Consider the following 16,744-nt stretch of genomic DNA (forward strand, 5'->3'; position numbering starts at 1 on the left):
CGGCGGGAATCCGACGACAGGACCTGGCGCTCCGGAGGGCGGCCCGGCCGTGCGGGCACGGCCCGCCACGGGGCCGCACCCGGACGGCGGCGGACTCACTCCGTCCGCAGTCCCTCCGGCCGCATCATGCGGAGCAGCGGCGGCAGGCTCAGCAAGGTGACCACCAGGACCACGCCCGCCCCCGCGCCCGCCATCGACAGCACGCTCGCCCAGTCGACGGTCACCGCCGTGGCCGTCATCTTCAGCAGCACCGAGCCGAGGGTGAGGCCCACCGCCGAGGCCAGCAGCAGGCCGAGTGCGATCGGCACCGCCGTCTGCCACAGCACCGACAGCCCCAGCGTGCGGCGCCGGGTGCCGAAGGCGACCAGCGACGACAGCAGCTTGCGCCGGTCGCGCAACTGCTCCAGCTGGGAGACCAGCAGACTCGCCCCGATCAGCAGCAGTACACAGAGCGCGCCGAGGAACAGGCCGGTGCGCAGGGAGGTGTACTTCCGGGACTGGGTGGTCGCCGTCCAGTGCCAGACGGCCGAGAGCCGGTCCACCCGGGCCGCCGTGTTCCGCACGTACTGGTCCGCTTCCGGCACCGACAGGTCCAGGCGGAGGTAGACGCGGTGGTTCAGCGTCGGCGCGGCCGCGGCGGGCAGCGCGGACGGGGTGAGCAGCAGGCCGTTGACGTACGACTGGAGGGCGTCCTCGCGCGCGGTGACCCGGCGCAGTCCGGCCGGTACCGTCCAAGGGATCTCACGTCCGCGGACGCCGTCCGAGTAGGTGGCGTCGATGAAGCCGTGCCGGCCCGGCCGGGTGAAGGCCCGGACCTCGGGCCCGTCGCGCGGGTCGGGGACGACGAACGCGTCCCCGTCCCGGCAGGACGGCAGCTGGGCCAGTTCGCGCAGCGCGGCGCAGGTGCCGACGGTGATGCCCGCCGTGGTGCCGGGGTCGCGGCGCCGGTCGCCCACCGAGCCGGAGGAGAGCGCCACCGACGCCCGTACGCCCTTGGTGCGGGGGAACTCGCGGGCCGCCGCCGGCAGCGCGGACCCGTTCGAGAGGTCGATCTCCACCGACGCCCGGTCCACGTCCTGGCCGGTGTCCCGGGTGTACTGCCCCTCCACCCCCGCGAACAGCATCTGCAGCGCGATCGCCCCGGCCACCGCCACGGCGATGCCGTTGACCATGCGGGCCGCCGTGCCGCTGCTCAACTGGAGCCTGCGGACGGCCAGTTGCCAGGAGACCGGGCCCGAGCCGAGCCGGGCCACGACCGCCTCGACCAGCCAGGGCAGCAGGGCGCTGACACCGATCAGGAGCAGCAGGACGCCGCCGATGACCAGGTACTGGTTGAAGTCGCCGTTGGCCCGGCCGTTGCCGATCATCGGGTACAGCAGCGCGACACCGCCCAGGGGCAGCAGCAGCCGCCACCACAGGCGCCGCCGGGACTGCTTGGCCGTGCGCACCACACCGAGCGGTTCGACGGCGACCCCGCGCATCGCGAACAGCGTCACCCCCACCGCGGCGGCCGGAACCGCCACCGCGACCAGGGCGACCAGCGCGGGGGAGGGGTTCAGATAGCTGGGGAAGAAGCTCTCGCCCAGCACCTCCACCGAGCCCGCCGCCTGCCGGCCGATCAGGAAGAACACCGCACCGACGAGCAGGCCGAGCAGCGCTCCGGCCAGCGCCTCGCCCGCCGCGATCCGGCGGGTCATCCGGCGGTCCGAGCCGACCAGCCGCAGCGCGGCCAGCCGGCGGTCGCGCCGTTCGCCGCCGAACCGCACGGCCGCGGCGATGAACACGGCGACCGGGGTGAGCAGGGCGACGAACACCACCAGCGTCATCATGATGAGCACCGGGTCGGTCCGCTCGGGCGTCGGGTGCCGGTCCCCGAACGCGGTCAGCCGCGCCACCCGCGAGCTGTCCTCCTCGGCCACCAGGTGGTCGGAGCCCGCGTAGAAGGCCAGTTCGTGCGAGCCGATCAGGCCCGGCTCGCCGATGGTGCCGGTGATCCGGTCCGGCAGCCGCTCCCGCAGCAGCCTGCCCTCGTCGGAGGAGAGCAGCTCCTTCAGCGCGGGCGAGACGACCATCTCGCCCGGCGCGGGGAAGCGGTCCACGCCCGGCGGCAGCGGCGCCCGCGCGCCCTCGGGCTTCAGGAACCGGCCCCGGACGTCCTTGTCGTGCCACTTGGTGTCGGCCATCCCGACCAGCACGGTGTTCTCGCCCTTGGGCGGCACGTCCGCGCTGTAGGTGAGGTCGGTGCGGGCCTGTTCGCGCTGATGCCGTGCCGTCAGCACGCTCGGCAGCGCGGTCGTCAGCAGCAGCAACGCCACGCCGAGGCCCACACCGACCGCGGTCAGCACCATCCGGACCCAGCCCTCGCGCCCGCCGGTGACGGCGAACCGGAAGCCCATGCCCAGGTCCCTGGACCACTGCCGGAGGCTCATATGGCGCGCTCCATGTTCCGGGACCTGCCGTCGCGTACGACGATCTCCCGGTCGGAGTAGGCGGCCACCCGGGCCTCGTGGGTGACCAGCACCACGGCCGCGTTGGCGGAGCGGGCCGCGTCGGTCAGCAGCTCCATCACCCGCTCGCCGTTGAGGGAGTCGAGCGCGCCCGTCGGCTCGTCGGCGAACACCACCCGGGGCCCGGTGACCAGGGCCCGCGCCACCGCGACCCGCTGGCCCTGGCCGCCGGAGACCTCGCCGGGCCGCTTGTCGCGCAGGTCGTCCACCTCCAGGCGCTCCATCCAGGTGAGCGCGGCCCGCTCGGCCTCCTTGCGGCGACGGCCGTTCAGCCGCAGCGGCAGGGCCACGTTCTCCACGCAGGTCAGCTCCGGCACCAGCTGGCCGAACTGGAAGACGAACCCGAAGTCGCTGCGCCGCAGCGCGCTGCGCTGGGTGTCGCCGAGGCCGGCGAGTTCGCGGCCGTCGTAGGTGATGGAGCCGGAGTCGGGCGGCACGATGCCGGCCAGGCAGTGCAGCAGGGTCGACTTGCCGGAGCCGGAGGGGCCCATCACGGCGACGACCTCGCCGGGGTGGATGGAGAAGTCGGCGCCGTCGAGCGCGACCGTGGGGCCGTAGGTCTTGCGCAGGTTCTCGGCGGCGAGCAGGGAGCCGGGGGGAGGGGTCACCGGGTCACCGCCGCGCGGAGCTTGTCGAGGCGGGCGGCGGTCAGTTCCAGCCAGCGCAGGTCGGCCTCCAGGTGGAACAGGGCGTGGTCGCAGATCAGCTGGTCGGCGAGGTCGCCCTTGCGCTTGCGGTCGGTGAGGATGCGCATGCTGCGCAGGTGCTCGGACCGCTGGGTGTCGAGGATGTCGGCGGCGTCGCGGTGGGTCAGGAGGGCGAGGACGACCTTGGTGTAGAGGGTCGACTGGAGGTACTCCTCCGGCTTCTCCGGGGTGGCGAGCCAGCGTTCGACGTCGGTGACACCGGCGTCGGTGATGGCGTACCGCTTGCGCTCGGGGCCGCCGCCGGCCTCGATCCCGTCGACTTCCACGAGACCGTTCTTCAGCAGCCGGGACATCGTGGAGTAGACCTGGCCGTAGTGCAGCGGCCGGTCGTGACCGAACTTCTCGTCGAAGGCCCGCTTGAGGTCGTAGCCGTGGCGCGGGCCGGACTCCAGGAGCCCGAGGAGGGTGTGACCGATGGACATGGGAGCACTCTACACAGCGTGTATACGCTCGATGTATACACGCAGTGCAGACCTGACCCCTGGGAGGGCGTCCGCGCAGGCCGGGAGCGTTTGTCAGGGTTCCGTAACAGCCGGATCCGCTGCCGCGGCAAGGGCCGGGCCCCCTCGGCGGGAGCCCGGCTCAGTCCTCCGGGGTACCGGGTGCGGAGTCGCCGGGCGGCCGGCCCCGGCGGGGCAGCGGGCCCGCGTCCCCGGGCAGCCGCCCGGCCTCCGCGAGGGCGCGCCGCAGCAGGAACTCGATCTGCGCGTTCGCCGACCGCAGTTCGTCCCCGGCCCAGCGGGCCAGCGCCTCGTACACCGACGGGTCCAGCCGCAGCAGCACCTGCTTGCGCTGCCGCGGCCGGCCCTTCGGCGGCTGCGACGGGTCGGTCACTGGTAGAGGGTCCCGGTGTTCAGGACCGGCTGCGGAGCCCGGTCACCGCACAGCACCACCATCAGGTTCGACACCATCGCCGCCTTCCGCTCCTCGTCCAGCTCCACGATGTCCGCCTCCGCTATCCGGGCCAGCGCCGCCTCCACCATGCCCACGGCGCCGTCCACGATCTGCCGCCGGGCCGCGACGACCGCGCCCGCCTGCTGTCGCTGGAGCATCGCCGAGGCGATCTCGGGAGCGTACGCGAGATGCGTGAACCGTGACTCGACGATCTCCACACCGGCCGTCTCCACCCGTGCCTGGAGTTCGCCGGCCAGCTTCTCGGTGATCTCCTCGGCGTTGCCGCGCAGCGAGAGGCCGTCCTCCTCGTGGGCGTCGTAGGGGTACTCGATGGCGATGTGCCGCACGGCCGTCTCGGTCTGCGTGGCGACGAACTCGGCGAAGTCGTCCACCTCGAAGGTGGCCTGGGCGGTGTCCCGGACCTTCCACACCACGACCGCGGCCAGCTCGATCGGGTTGCCGTAGGCGTCGTTGACCTTCAGCACTGCGGTCTCGTGGTTGCGCACCCGGGTGGAGATCCGGGTCCGGGAGGTGAAGGGGTTCACCCAGCGCAGGCCGTCCTGCCGGATCGTGCCCCGGTAGCGCCCGAACAGCTGGACGACCCGGGCCTCGCCCGGCGCGACCGTGTTCAGGCCGCGCATCGCGATGAGGGCGGCGAGGAGCACGACGACACCGGCGGCGATGAGCCCGCCCCGCCCGCCGGGCGAGGAGACGGCCCCGGCGGTCGCGAACAGCGCGGCGGCGGCGCCGAGCCCGAGCAGGCCGAGCAGCAGCGCTAGCCCGCCGCCGATGCTGTGGGCCTGGAACTCGCGGACACGCGGGGCGGGCATCTCGGGTATGTCGGACATCGGGGTTCCCCGTTCGTTGGAGTGTCTAGCGTAGGTCTAGCTAAGTGATATCACTTTCTCGGTCGCAGGCAACCCTGTACCACCCTCGAACGTCGGTTCCCTAGGGGCGGGTGCTGATTGTCACGTCCGGAAAAGACCGGATCGGGCGCACTTTGTCATATAGGCGGGTGTTAGCTTTCGGAGCTGACCCCGAGACGGAAGCGAGCGTAGGGACTCATGGGACGAGCGGAAGAGAGACGAGCGCGACAGCGTGGCGGTCACCGCGCGGCGTCCAAGCGCCGCCGCTCCGAACCCGCGGCGGCCGGCACCCCCGCGGCGGCCGGCACCCCCGCCAAGAGCCTCCTGCGCCGGATGTTCACCTGGAAGAAGATCCTCGGCACCGTCTTCGGAGTGTGCCTGCTCGGCATCCTCGGCTTCGTCGGCCTGTACCTGTACGTCGACATCCCCGAGGGCAACGCCGCCGCCCAGCAGCAGAGCAACGTCTACAAGTTCAGCGACGGCACGCTGCTGGCCCGCAACGGCAAGGTCAACCGCGAGATCGTCGACCTGTCCAAGGTGCCCCGCAAGGTCCAGCTGACCTTCGTCGCCGCCGAGAACAAGAGCTTCTACAGCGACTCCGGCGTCGACTTCAAGGGCACCGCCCGCGGCCTGCTCAACACCCTGCGCGGCCGGGGCAAGCAGGGCGGCTCCACGATCACCCAGCAGTACGTCAAGAACTACTACCTCAACCAGGACCAGACCGTCACGCGCAAGCTGAAGGAACTGGTCATCTCGCTGAAGGTGGACCGCGAGAAGTCCAAGGACGACATCCTCGCCGGCTACATCAACACCAGCTACTACGGCCGCAACGCCTACGGCATCCAGGCCGCCGCCCAGGCCTACTTCGGCGTCGACGCCGAGGACCTGTCGGTCGAGCAGGGCGCCTACCTCGCCGCGCTGCTCCAGGCGCCGAGCCAGTACGACTGGGCGGTGGCGACCGACACCGGCAAGCGGCTGGTCACCCAGCGCTGGAACTACGTCCTGGACAACATGGTCGAGGAGGGCTGGCTCACCAAGGACCGGCGCGCCGCCATGCGCTTCCCCAAGATCAAGGAGCCCAAGGGCGCCCCCGGTCTCGACGGGCAGAAGGGCTACCTGGTCGAGCTGGCCAACCAGCAGCTCGAACAGCAGCTCATGGCGCAGGAGGGCCTGACCCAGTCGCAGGCGGAGAACGCGGTCGTGGGCAAGGGCTGGACCATCACCCTCAACATCGACCGCAAGAAGCAGGCAGCGCTGGAGCGGGCCGTCCGCAGCGAGCTGACCGGCAAGCTCAACAAGTCCAAGCGCAAGGTCGACGGCGACATCCAGCCGGGCGCCGTCTCCGTGGACCCCGGGACCGGCAAGATCGTCGCGCTGTACGGCGGCCAGAACTACTACGAGCACTACTACAGCAACGCCACCCGCAGGGACTACCAGCCGGCCTCCACCTTCAAGCCGGTCATCCTCGCCGCCGCCCTGGAGCGCCAGGCCACCACGCAGGACGGCAAGCCCATCACCGCCGGCACCGTCTACGACGGCGACAGCCGGCGCCCGGTGCTGGACCACGGCCGCCCGGTCGGCTTCGCCCCGCCCAACGAGGACGAGCAGGACTACGGCAAGATCACCGTCCAGGAGGCGATGAACAAGTCCGTCAACTCCGTCTTCGCGCAGATGGGCGTCGACGTCGGCATGGACGACGTCATGAGCACCGCGAGCAGCCTCGGCATGGACACCAAGGGCATGCCGGCGGTGCCCGCCCAGACGCTCGGCTCGATGGGCGCGAGCCCCCTGGAGATGGCCGGGATCTACGCCACCTTCGCCAACCACGGCCACAAGGTGACCCCCACCATCGTCAAGTCGGCCGAGAACAAGGGCCGTACGGTCGACATGCCGGACCCCGTCGGCGGTACGGTGCTCAGCCGCACGGCCGCCGACACGGTCACCTCGGTGCTCACCGGCGTGGTGGACGACGGTACGGCCAAGACGTCCGTGGCCGCCAACCCGCTGCGCGACGGCCAGCAGGTGGCGGGCAAGACCGGGACCTCCGACGAGAACAAGTCCGCCTGGTTCACCGGCTACACGCCCGACCTGGTCACCTCCGTCGGCCTGTTCGGCGAGGACCCGAAGACCCACGGCCATGTGTCCATGGAGGGCGCGACCGGACTGCTTCCGGGGCGCGGCCGGATCAACGGCGGCGGCTACCCGGCGGAGATCTGGGCCGCCTACACCTTCGGCGTCACCGACCGGTCCACGTTCGAACTGGACACCACCCAGGGCGCAGCCGTCGAGCCGACCGAGCCGCCCACCAGTAGCGCGCCGCCGACCCCGACCACCCCGACCCGGACGCCGTCGCACACGCCGTCCGGGACGCCGAGCCGGACGCCGTCGCACACCCCCTCGCACACCCCGTCCGAGACGCCGAGCCAGACGCCGCCGTCGCACACCCCCTCGCAGACGCCGTCCCAGACGCCCACCACCGGGCTGCCGACGGAAACCGCCACCGAGGACCCGCTCGACCCGCCCGACGAGGAGGACTTCGCCCAATAGGGCCCGCACGCGCTGAAGGGGCGCCCGGAGACATCTCCGGGCGCCCCTTCGCGCACAGCGCCGGGCGGCTCAGCGGTTCAGCTCGAACCAGACCACCTTGCCCGTGCTCAGCCGGGTCGCGCCCCAGCGCCGGGCCAGCTTGTTGACCAGGTACAGGCCGCGCCCGCCCTCGTCGGTGGCCCGCGCCTGCCTCAGGCGCGGCAGCTGCGGCACATCGTCGCCGACCTCGCAGCGCAGCACGTCCGTGCGCAGCAGCCGCAGCGTCACCGGCCGCGACGCGTACCGCACCGCGTTCGTCACCACCTCGCTGACCAGCAGCTCCACCGAGTCCGACAGGTCCTCCAGGTCCCAGCGGGCGAGCGCCCGGCGGGCCAGCCGGCGGGCCTGCCCGGGGGCCGTGCGCTCCGGCTCCAGCGTCCAGTACGCGACATCGCTCGGCGCGATCCCGTCGAAGCGGGCCGCGAGCAGCGCGATGTCGTCGTCCCGGTCGCCCGGGCCGAGCATGTCCAGCACCTCGTCGCACAGCGCTTCCAGCGGCGGCGGATGGTCCGGCCCGGTCAGCTGCGCCGTCGCGGCCAGCCGCTCGCGCAGCTGCTCTATGCCGGTCCACACGTCCCGCAGCCGGGACTCCACCAGCCCGTCGGTGTACAGCAGCAGGGTCGCCCCGGCGGGCGCGTCCAGCTCCACCGCCTCGAAGTCCACCCCGCCGACGCCGATCGGCGCGCCCGGCGGCACCCGCAGCACCTCCGCCCGGCCGCCCAGGTGCAGCAGCACGGGCGGCGGATGGCCGGCGTTGGCGATCGTGATGCGGTGCGTCACCGGGTCGTACACCGCGTACAGGCAGGTCGCCATGCGGTCGGTGCCCAGGCGCTGGGCCTGCTCGTCCAGGTGGTGCAGCACCTCCTGCGGCGGCAGGTCGAGCCCGGCCAGCGTCTGCGCGGTGGTGCGCAACTGGCCCATGATCGCCGCCGAGGTCATCGAGTGGCCCATCACATCGCCGACGACCAGGGCGACCCGGCTGCCCGGCAGCGGGATCGCGTCGTACCAGTCGCCGCCGACCCGCGCGGTCTCCGCCGCCGGCAGGTACCGCGAGGCCAGTCGGACACCGGTGGGCCGGGGCAGGGTCTCGGGCAGCATGGTGCGCTGCAACTCGTCGGCGATGTACGCCTCCCGGCCGTACAGCACCGCCTTGTCGATGCCCAGCGCGCTGTGCGTGGCCAGCTGCGCGGCCACCAGCAGGTCGTCCGCCTCGAACGGCGGCTGGTCCGGACGGCGCAGGAACAGCGCCGCGCCGATCACCCGGCGCCGCCCGCGCAGCGGCGCGAGGATCGCGTGCTGTCCGCCCGGTACGACCGCCTCGCCGCTCGCGCCGAGCAGCTCGGGCAGCGCGGCCCGGGCGGCGGGCGCGTCGGCGAACACCGGGCGCACCCCGCGCAGCACCTCGTTCAGCGCGCCGCCCGGCCGCACCTCGCACAGCTCGGTGGTCAGCGCCGACAGGTCCGCCAGCACCGACGGCTCCGGCTCCGGCTCGAACGCCGACGGCAGCAGCACCCCGTCGGTGTCCCGCTCGTCCGGTATCCGGTCGGTGCGCCGCAGCCGCAGCACCACCGGGCCGGTGGGCCGCTCGTCGCCGACCGGCAGCGGGTCGCGGAGATAGACCAGGATCGCGTCCGAGAACGTCGGCACGGTGGCCCGGCACAGACCCATCACGATCTCGTCCAGGTCGAGCCCGCGGGCGATGCGCCGGGTGGCCGCGCCCACGAACCTGAGCCGGTCCCCGTCCCGCCGCATCGGCATCGGCCGCCCCGGCGGCACCGTACGCCCGGTACGGCGCTCGGCACCGCCCGGCGCGCGCTCCGGCTCGGCGCCGGGCTGCGCCGGGATGCCGTCCGGCGCGGGCCGCGGGCGCAGCGCGTCGGGTTCGGTGATGGCGGGCTGGGAGTGTTCGGGGCCGCCCACCGGGTGCTCCTTCCCCATGCCGTCCTTTCCCTTGCCACGGGGCATGGCCGTGCCCGGGCCGGCGGGCGTGGTCTCGGCACGGGCCTGCGCGGGTAAGGCCGGGTCGCCGAGGTGCCGCGCGGACCGCTCCGGGGTGCGCGGGAACGCCCCGCGGGTCTCCGCGGGGTCGGCGCCCGGCTGGGGGCGCTCGATGGAGGTGGGCTGCTCCGTCACGCGTGTCGCATCCGTCCGTCCGGGGCTGCGCGCCGGATGCGCCGGGCGCGCAGTTGGTCCCGCCGAAGTCCCGATACCCGCAATACGTGCCCAGGGAACGGAATTCCCGCGGGGCCGGCTTTCGTGGTGGTGCCCTGGTACCCCTCGCTCACGTCCTGCCGTCCCTCGGTGACGATCGGTCAGTCCCGGCGCATGCTCCGGTAGTTGCGTTCACGCGCCCTTGCGGAGGACGATCCTACGTTTCCCGTCCGGGGGCGCATCAAGGGTCTCATGAGGACACATGCGCGGGCGTGCGGTCCCAGTCCTCGGGTAGAGAAGGTACCGCCCAGGACGGATCCGGGCGCCAGTTCTGCCAGCCGTCCGGGAACGGCGGTCCCCAGGCGCGGATCACCTCCACCGCCTCCCGGCCCGCCGCCCGCACCCGTGCGGCGGTCCTCGGGTCCATCAGCCCGTCCCGCTGGGCCTGCGCGAACTCGTCCTCGTCCCGCCAGCGCCAGCTGCGGTCCGGGTCCACGGTGATGTCCAGGAAGTGGTCCTCGGAGTCCACCCCGCCCGCCCAACGCGCGAGCGGCTGCTCCAGGTTGACGTACCAGTTCTTGAACCGCCAGCCCGGCTCCCAGAACAGCCACACCGACCAGGGCCGGCCGGGCTGGGCCAGTTTCAGCACGCCGGTGCCGAACCAGCGGCCCCGCTGGACCGTGCGCGGCTTGGTGTAGCGGGACTCCAGCGGCTCCAGGTGCACGGGCGTGCCGTCGGCCAGGACCGGTTTCACGCACTCGGTGCCGGGGGCCAGCCACACCGCGAGCAGGTCGGCGTCGTCGCGCACGACGGTGACGGGCCGGGCGATGTGGAACTGCTCGCCCCCGTTCTCCCGGTAACGCCACAGGATGTGCGTTCCCGGGGTCCAGCGCGCCGCCGCTCCCGCCGTCACTCGTGCCATCGCTCCATGGTCCGTCATGGACAGATTTTAGGTGCCGCCGGCATACGACGCTGCGGCGCGCGTCACGGCCGCCCCCGGTGGCCGGAAACGTTCGCCCGCGGGTTACGGGCGCGTCATCCGCAGGACGTCCAGCGCCTCGTCGAGCTGCTCGAGCGTCAGGTCGCCGCGCTCCACGTACCCGCCGTCCAGGACGACTTCGCGGATCGTCCGGCGCTCGGCGAGGGACTTCTTGGCGACCTTCGCGGCCTCCTCGTAACCGATGTACTTGTTCAGCGGGGTGACCACGGACGGCGACGACTCGGCGTACTCGCGGGCGCGTTCGCGGTCGGCGGTGATGCCGTCGATCGTCCGGTCGGCCAGCAGCCGGGAGACGTTGGCGAGCAGCCGGATCGACTCCAGGACGTTCTTGGCGAGGACCGGGAGCATCACGTTCAGCTCGAAGTTGCCCGCCGCTCCGGCGGTGGTGATGGTGGTGTCGTTGCCGATGACCTGCGCGGCGACCATCAGCACGGCCTCGGGGACGACCGGGTTGACCTTGCCCGGCATGATCGAGGAGCCGGGCTGGAGGTCGGGCAGCCGGATTTCGGCCAGACCGGTGCGCGGGCCGGAGGACATCCAGCGCAGATCGTTGGCGATCTTCGTCAGACCGACCGCGATGGTCCGCAGCTGCCCGCTGGCCTCCACGATGCCGTCGCGGGCGCCCTGGGCCTCGAAGTGGTCGCGGGCCTCGGTGAGCGGCAGCCCGGTGACCCGGGCGACCTCCGCGATGACGGCGGCGGAGAACCCGGGCGGGGTGTTGATGCCGGTGCCCACCGCCGTACCGCCCAGGGGCAGTTCGGCCAGGCGGGGCAGGGAGGCCGTCAGCCGCTCGACCCCGTGCCGGACCTGGGCCGCGTACCCGCCGAACTCCTGGCCGAGGGTCACCGGGGTGGCGTCCATCAGGTGGGTCCGCCCCGACTTCACCACGTCGGCGAACTCGGCGGACTTGCGCTCCAGGGCCGCGGCCAGGTGCTCCAGGGCCGGGATCAGGTCGTGGGTGACGGCCGCGGTGGCCGCGATGTGGATCGAGGAGGGGAAGACGTCGTTGGACGACTGCGAGGCGTTGACGTGGTCGTTGGGGTGCACGTCACGGCCGAGCCGCTCGGTGGCCAGCGTCGCGAGGACCTCGTTGGTGTTCATGTTGGACGAGGTGCCGGAGCCGGTCTGGAACACGTCCACCGGGAAGTGCTCGTCCCACCGGCCGGCGGCGACCTCCTCGGCCGCCTCCTGGATCGCCCGCGCGATGTCCTGGTCCAGCACTCCCAGCTCGGCGTTCACCTTGGCCGCCGCGGCCTTGACGCGGGCCAGGGCCTCGATGTGGGCGCGCTCGAGGCGCTGCCCGGAGACGGGGAAGTTCTCGACGGCGCGCTGGGTCTGCGCGCGCCACTTGGCATGGGCCGGGACCCGGACCTCGCCCATCGAGTCGTGCTCGATCCGGTACTGCGGCTCTTGGGTCGTCATCGTCGTACCTCCGAAAACATGAGCACGTGTCGCGTCACGCGTATTCCCAAACTGACTACCCGCCAGTAAATACCGGGGGTAACACCTGCTTCGGGGAGGCGTCATGAAACGCGTCGGATCCGTCGGATCCAGGATCAGAGGTACGGCCGCCGCTGTCGCGACGGCCGCCACCGTGTTCGCGGGCCTCGCGGCCCCCTCCGCCCACGCGGCCCCCGCCGCCACGGCGGCCGCCCCGCTCCCGCCCGACCTGGAACGCGTCCGGGCCGCCGAGGCCACCGCCCTCTACGGCGACCCGGCCGAGAGGCCCCTCGCCGACCGCAAGACCTCGCTCATCTCCCTGGGTGACAGCGAGATATCCGGTGAGGGCGTCGGCACCTACGAACCCGGCACCAACGGCCCGGACAACTGGTGCCACCGCTCGCCCCAGGCCGCCATCCACCGCACCGGCATCCCGGCCGACGTCACCTACAACGTCGCCTGCTCGGGCGCCACCACCGGCAACATCCGCATCGGAGGCGGCAAGCAGTACGCCGACGAACCGGTCCAGAGCGACAGCCTCGCCGTCAAGGCGCGCACCACCCGCGTCAAGATGATCGTGCTCGTCGCCGGCGCCAACGACGACCTCGAGTTCGGTCCGGTGATGACCGACTGCGTCACCCGCTACCTCACCCTCCAGGGCACCTGCGAACCGAAGTACGCGCCCGGCTGGCAGGCCCGGGTGGACGCCCTCGTCCCCAAGGTGGAGGCCACCGTCGCCGACCTGAAGACGGTGATGCGCGACGCGGGCTACGCCGACGGCGACTACAAACTGGTCCTCATGGGCTATCCCAGCCCCATCGGCCCCGACATCCGCGACAACCCGGACTTCCCGGGCAAGCTCCCGGGTGGCTGCGCCGGCTACGACTCCGACAGCGCCTGGGGCCGCGACAGCGCCGTCCCGCTCTTCGAACGCGGCATGCGCGAGGCGGCCCGGCGCGGCGGCGCCTCCTACCTGGACGGCTCCCGCCTCTTCCACGGCCACGAGGTCTGCATGGAGGACACCTGGGCGCGCGGCCTGTACGTCGACCTCGCCAAGCCCTTCCCGCCGGACTCCAACTCGGTACGGCAGTCCTTCCACCCCAACGCCCGCGGCCACGCCGCCTTCGCCGCCTGTCTGACCCGGTTCTACGACTCCGGGCTGCGCGAGGCGGGCTGCGCCGACCCGGCGAGCACCGGCACGCCCGAGCTGTACCCCGGTGCCTGGGACGACGCGTTCCGCCCGCTGACCGGCCAGGCCGCCGGCGCCTGCCTCGACGCCTCGGGCGGAACGAGCGCCAACGGCACCGAGGTCATCGGCTGGGACTGCCACGGAGGCCGCAACCAGGGCTGGTGGCACGACACCCGGCTGGGCGCACTGCACCTGGAGCTGACCCACGACCGGTGCCTGGACGTACCGGACGGCTCCTACACCGCAGGTACGGGCCTGGTCCTGTGGAACTGCCACGGCGGCGCCAACCAGCGGTTCGTCCGCCAGTCCGGCACGCTCCGCCCGGCGGCGGCACCGGGCCTGTGCCTGACGCTGACGGCGGCGAAGGACCGGGTGCGGCTCCAGCCCTGCGACGGCTCGCCGGCCCAGCGCTTCAGCTGACGCCCCGCCGGGCCCCGCAGCCGGGCGGCCCGGTCGCGGTGCGCCGCGCCCGCACCGGGGCGGCCGCCGCGGCCGGGAGCGGGTGACTCCCGCGCCGGGCCACGCCACGGAGAACGGGACCAACGCGGCCCCCGCGAGCGCCGGCGGGGAGAACGGGTCGTACCAGGCCCCGCCCGCCACGCGGTCCCGGCGGCCGCCCCGCCGAGCAGGGCGGCGAGCGCCGGCACGACGGCGCGTGGCGGGGCGGGCGAGCCGGAGGGCAGGCCGGCGGAGCGGCGCAGGCCCGCCCCCGGGATCCCCTCGCTCCGCCTAGGCCAGCCCGGGGCCCCGTACCGGAATGGTGGTGAACGTCGGCTGGGGGGCCGGGTCCTGGAAGAAGTCGTTGCCCTTGTCGTCCACCACGATGAACGCCGGGAAGTCCTCGACCTCGATCTTCCAGACGGCCTCCATGCCCAGCTCCTCGTACTCCAGGACCTCCACCTTCTTGATGCAGTCCTGGGCCAGGCGGGCGGCCGGGCCGCCGATGGAGCCGAGGTAGAAGCCGCCGTGCGCCGCGCACGCGTCGGTGACCTGCTTGCTGCGGTTGCCCTTGGCGAGCATCACCTTCGAGCCGCCCGCCGCCTGGAACTGCTCCACGTAGGAGTCCATGCGGCCGGCCGTGGTCGGGCCGAAGGAACCGGAGGCGTACCCCTCGGGGGTCTTGGCCGGGCCGGCGTAGTACACCGGGTGGTCCTTCAGGTACTGCGGCATCTCCTCGCCCGCGTCCAGCCGCTCCTTGATCTTGGCGTGCGCGATGTCCCGGGCCACGACCAGCGGGCCGGTCAGCGACAGCCGGGTCTTGACCGGGTACTTGGTCAGCTCGGCGAGGATCGTGTCCATCGGCTGGTTCAGGTCGATCTCCACCACGTCGGACGACTCGTCCAGGTGCTCGTCCGTGGTGTCCGGCAGGAAGCGCGCCGGGTCGGTCTCCAGCTGCTCCAGGAAGACGCCCTCGGGCGTGATCTTCGCCAGCGCCTGGCGGTCGGCGGAGCAGGAGACGGCGATGGCGACCGGGCAGGACGCGCCGTGCCGGGGCAGCCGGACCACGCGCACGTCATGGCAGAAGTACTTGCCGCCGAACTGCGCGCCGATGCCGATCTTCTGCGTCAGCTCGAAGACCTTCTCCTCCAGCTCCTTGTCCCGGAAGCCGTGGCCGAGCGGCGAGCCCTCGGCCGGCATGTTGTCCAGGTAGTGCGCGGAGGCGTACTTCGCGGTCTTCAGCGCGAACTCGGCACTGGTGCCGCCGACGACGATCGCCAGGTGGTACGGCGGGCAGGCGGCCGTGCCGAGCGAACGGATCTTCTCCTCCAGGAACTTCATCATGGAGGACTCGTTCAGGACGGCCTTGGTCTCCTGGTACAGGAAGGACTTGTTGGCCGAGCCGCCGCCCTTGGCCATGAACAGGAACTTGTAGGCACCGCCGTCGGTCGCGTACAGCTCGATCTGGGCCGGCAGGTTGGAGCCGGTGTTCTTCTCCTCCCACATGGTGAGCGGAGCCATCTGCGAGTAGCGCAGGTTCAGCCTGGTGTAGGCGTCGAAGATCCCGTGCGAGAGGTGCTTCTCGTCCTCGCCCGCCGTCAGCACGTTCTGCCCGCGCTTGCCCATGACGATCGCCGTGCCGGTGTCCTGGCACATGGGCAGCACGCCGGCCGCCGCGATGTTCGCGTTCTTCAGCAGGTCGAGCGCCACGAACTTGTCGTTCGCCGACGCCTCGGGGTCGTCGATGATCCGGCGCAGCTGCGCCAGGTGGGCCGGGCGCAGATAGTGCTGGATGTCGTGGATGGCCTCCTCGGCCAGCTTGCGCAGCGCCTCCGGCTCCACCTTCAGGAACGTCCGCCCGTCCGGTCCCTCGACGGTGGACACGCCTTCGGAGGTCACCAGCCGGTACGGGGTGGTGTCCTCGCCCTGCGGGAGCAGATCGGTGTACGCGAACTCAGGCATCTCAGCCCATTCCTCACTCTGACGGACGGCCGCCCGCCGACGCTGGCGAGCCTGTCCAGCGTAGAACCTGCCGTCGGCGGCGAACCTGTGAGGTAAGGCTCAGTCGGCGGCGCCCCGGACGGCCGGAGCGGCGGGCGGCACGCCCACGAGGGACTGTCGCGATCTATCGTGTTTCGGTACGCTGCCGTCGTGGACCTTCACAAGCAGACCGCACCCACACCCGCGACCGAGCTGCGCGCCTCGGACGCCGACCGCGACCGGATCGCCGACATCCTCCGCGAGGCGCTGGCCGAGGGCCGGCTCACCGCCGACGAGCACGCCGAGCGCGTGGAAGGGGTGCTGCACGCCAAGACGGCGGGCGAGCTGGAGGCCTTCATCCGCGACCTGCCCGCAGCCTACGAGCGCACCGCCGCCCCTGCCTACACCCCCGTGCCGCCGCGCCCCGAGCCGGGCGCGATCCCGGCGGCGGCCGACGCCAGCCTGGTGGCGGTGTTCAGCAGCGCCATGCGCCGGGGCCGCTGGCGCGCCGGGCGCCGGCTGCACGCGTACGCGGTCTTCGGCAGCGTGGAGATCGACCTCAGCGAGGCGATCTTCGAGTATCAGCAGGTGGTCATCAAGGCCATCTCCGTCTTCGGCGACATCCAGATCCGGGTGCCGGAGAACATCTCGCTGCGCGGCACCGGGGGCGGGGTGCTCGGCAAGTTCGAGGTGAGCCCGCTGGACTCCGTCGACTCCGCGGCCCCGGTCGTCTACGTCGACGGCTGGGCGGTCCTCGGCAACGTGGAGGCACGGCCCCGGCGCGGCCGGACGGTCTCGGACATCCTGGAGCGGGTCCAGGACAAGGTCGACCGGAAGCTGCGCAGGCATCTGGGCCGGTGACGGCCGCGCGTTCCCGCCGGTGACCGGAACGATCCGGTCCGCCGCCGGCGCCGGTGCAGGGGCGCGAACGAGCCGCCGCGCGCTCACCGGTGCCAACGCTGTGCATAGGCGTACGCACAGCGGGT

At 72.5% G+C, this 16,744-nt stretch carries 12 protein-coding genes; 3 read left to right on the top strand and 9 right to left on the bottom strand.

Annotation, left to right across the window (positions count from 1 at the left end; genetic code table 11):
* Positions 1-95: 95 nt before the first annotated feature.
* The 5 genes from AB0E62_RS24175 to AB0E62_RS24195 all read right to left on the bottom strand — a co-directional run bounded on the left by AB0E62_RS24175 (position 96) and on the right by AB0E62_RS24195 (position 4,956).
* On the bottom strand, positions 96-2,429 hold the full coding sequence (locus AB0E62_RS24175; protein ID WP_362197395.1) for an FtsX-like permease family protein: 2,334 nt from the start codon (positions 2,427-2,429) through the stop codon (positions 96-98).
* A complete protein-coding gene (locus AB0E62_RS24180; protein ID WP_362197398.1) occupies positions 2,426-3,115 on the bottom strand; it encodes an ABC transporter ATP-binding protein in 690 nt (229 codons plus the stop codon). Before AB0E62_RS24180 ends, AB0E62_RS24175 begins: the two co-directional genes overlap by 4 nt.
* Positions 3,112-3,636 (bottom strand): PadR family transcriptional regulator, encoded by a 525-nt coding sequence (locus AB0E62_RS24185; protein WP_362197401.1) that lies wholly within the window; start codon positions 3,634-3,636, stop codon positions 3,112-3,114. Before AB0E62_RS24185 ends, AB0E62_RS24180 begins: the two co-directional genes overlap by 4 nt.
* 160 nt (positions 3,637-3,796) lie before the next feature.
* A complete protein-coding gene (locus AB0E62_RS24190) occupies positions 3,797-4,048 on the bottom strand; it encodes a hypothetical protein (RefSeq protein WP_362197404.1) in 252 nt (83 codons plus the stop codon).
* Positions 4,045-4,956: an SPFH domain-containing protein gene (locus tag AB0E62_RS24195; protein WP_362197407.1), complete on the bottom strand. Its 912-nt coding sequence runs from the start codon at positions 4,954-4,956 to the stop codon at positions 4,045-4,047. Before AB0E62_RS24195 ends, AB0E62_RS24190 begins: the two co-directional genes overlap by 4 nt.
* Positions 4,957-5,172: 216 nt before the next feature.
* Here AB0E62_RS24195 and AB0E62_RS24200 point away from each other — a divergent pair, with 216 nt between their 5' ends.
* The gene (locus AB0E62_RS24200) at positions 5,173-7,521 is read left to right on the top strand and encodes a transglycosylase domain-containing protein (RefSeq protein ID WP_362197410.1); all 2,349 of its coding nucleotides are present in this window, start codon (positions 5,173-5,175) and stop codon (positions 7,519-7,521) included.
* Positions 7,522-7,590: 69 nt separating this feature from the next.
* Here AB0E62_RS24200 and AB0E62_RS24205 read toward each other — a convergent pair whose 3' ends face one another.
* From AB0E62_RS24205 to AB0E62_RS24215, 3 genes are all read right to left on the bottom strand, one after another.
* Positions 7,591-9,693, bottom strand: coding sequence for a SpoIIE family protein phosphatase (locus AB0E62_RS24205; RefSeq protein ID WP_362197413.1), 2,103 nt, complete (start codon positions 9,691-9,693; stop codon positions 7,591-7,593).
* Between the two features lie 268 nt (positions 9,694-9,961).
* Positions 9,962-10,651 (bottom strand): DUF402 domain-containing protein, encoded by a 690-nt coding sequence (locus tag AB0E62_RS24210; protein WP_362197416.1) that lies wholly within the window; start codon positions 10,649-10,651, stop codon positions 9,962-9,964.
* Positions 10,652-10,735: 84 nt separating this feature from the next.
* Positions 10,736-12,133, bottom strand: coding sequence for a class II fumarate hydratase (locus AB0E62_RS24215; RefSeq protein WP_362197419.1), 1,398 nt, complete (start codon positions 12,131-12,133; stop codon positions 10,736-10,738).
* Between the two features lie 103 nt (positions 12,134-12,236).
* On the opposite strand from AB0E62_RS24215, the gene AB0E62_RS24220 reads away from it, so the two are divergent.
* Positions 12,237-13,760, top strand: a complete 1,524-nt coding sequence (locus AB0E62_RS24220; RefSeq protein ID WP_362197422.1) for a ricin-type beta-trefoil lectin domain protein — start codon at positions 12,237-12,239, stop codon at positions 13,758-13,760.
* A gap of 309 nt (positions 13,761-14,069) precedes the next feature.
* Here the strand turns inward: AB0E62_RS24220 and AB0E62_RS24225 are convergent, their stop codons facing one another.
* The gene (locus tag AB0E62_RS24225; RefSeq protein WP_362197425.1) at positions 14,070-15,740 is read right to left on the bottom strand and encodes a fumarate hydratase; all 1,671 of its coding nucleotides are present in this window, start codon (positions 15,738-15,740) and stop codon (positions 14,070-14,072) included.
* Between the two features lie 189 nt (positions 15,741-15,929).
* Here AB0E62_RS24225 and AB0E62_RS24230 point away from each other — a divergent pair, with 189 nt between their 5' ends.
* Positions 15,930-16,619 carry a DUF1707 domain-containing protein gene (locus tag AB0E62_RS24230; RefSeq protein WP_362197428.1) on the top strand — a complete coding sequence of 230 codons (690 nt, stop codon included), beginning with the start codon at positions 15,930-15,932 and terminating at the stop codon, positions 16,617-16,619.
* The last annotated feature ends 125 nt before the right edge of the window (positions 16,620-16,744 follow it).

Source organism: Streptomyces sp. NPDC038707 (assembly GCF_040636485.1).
Lineage (GTDB): Bacteria > Actinomycetota > Actinomycetes > Streptomycetales > Streptomycetaceae > Streptomyces.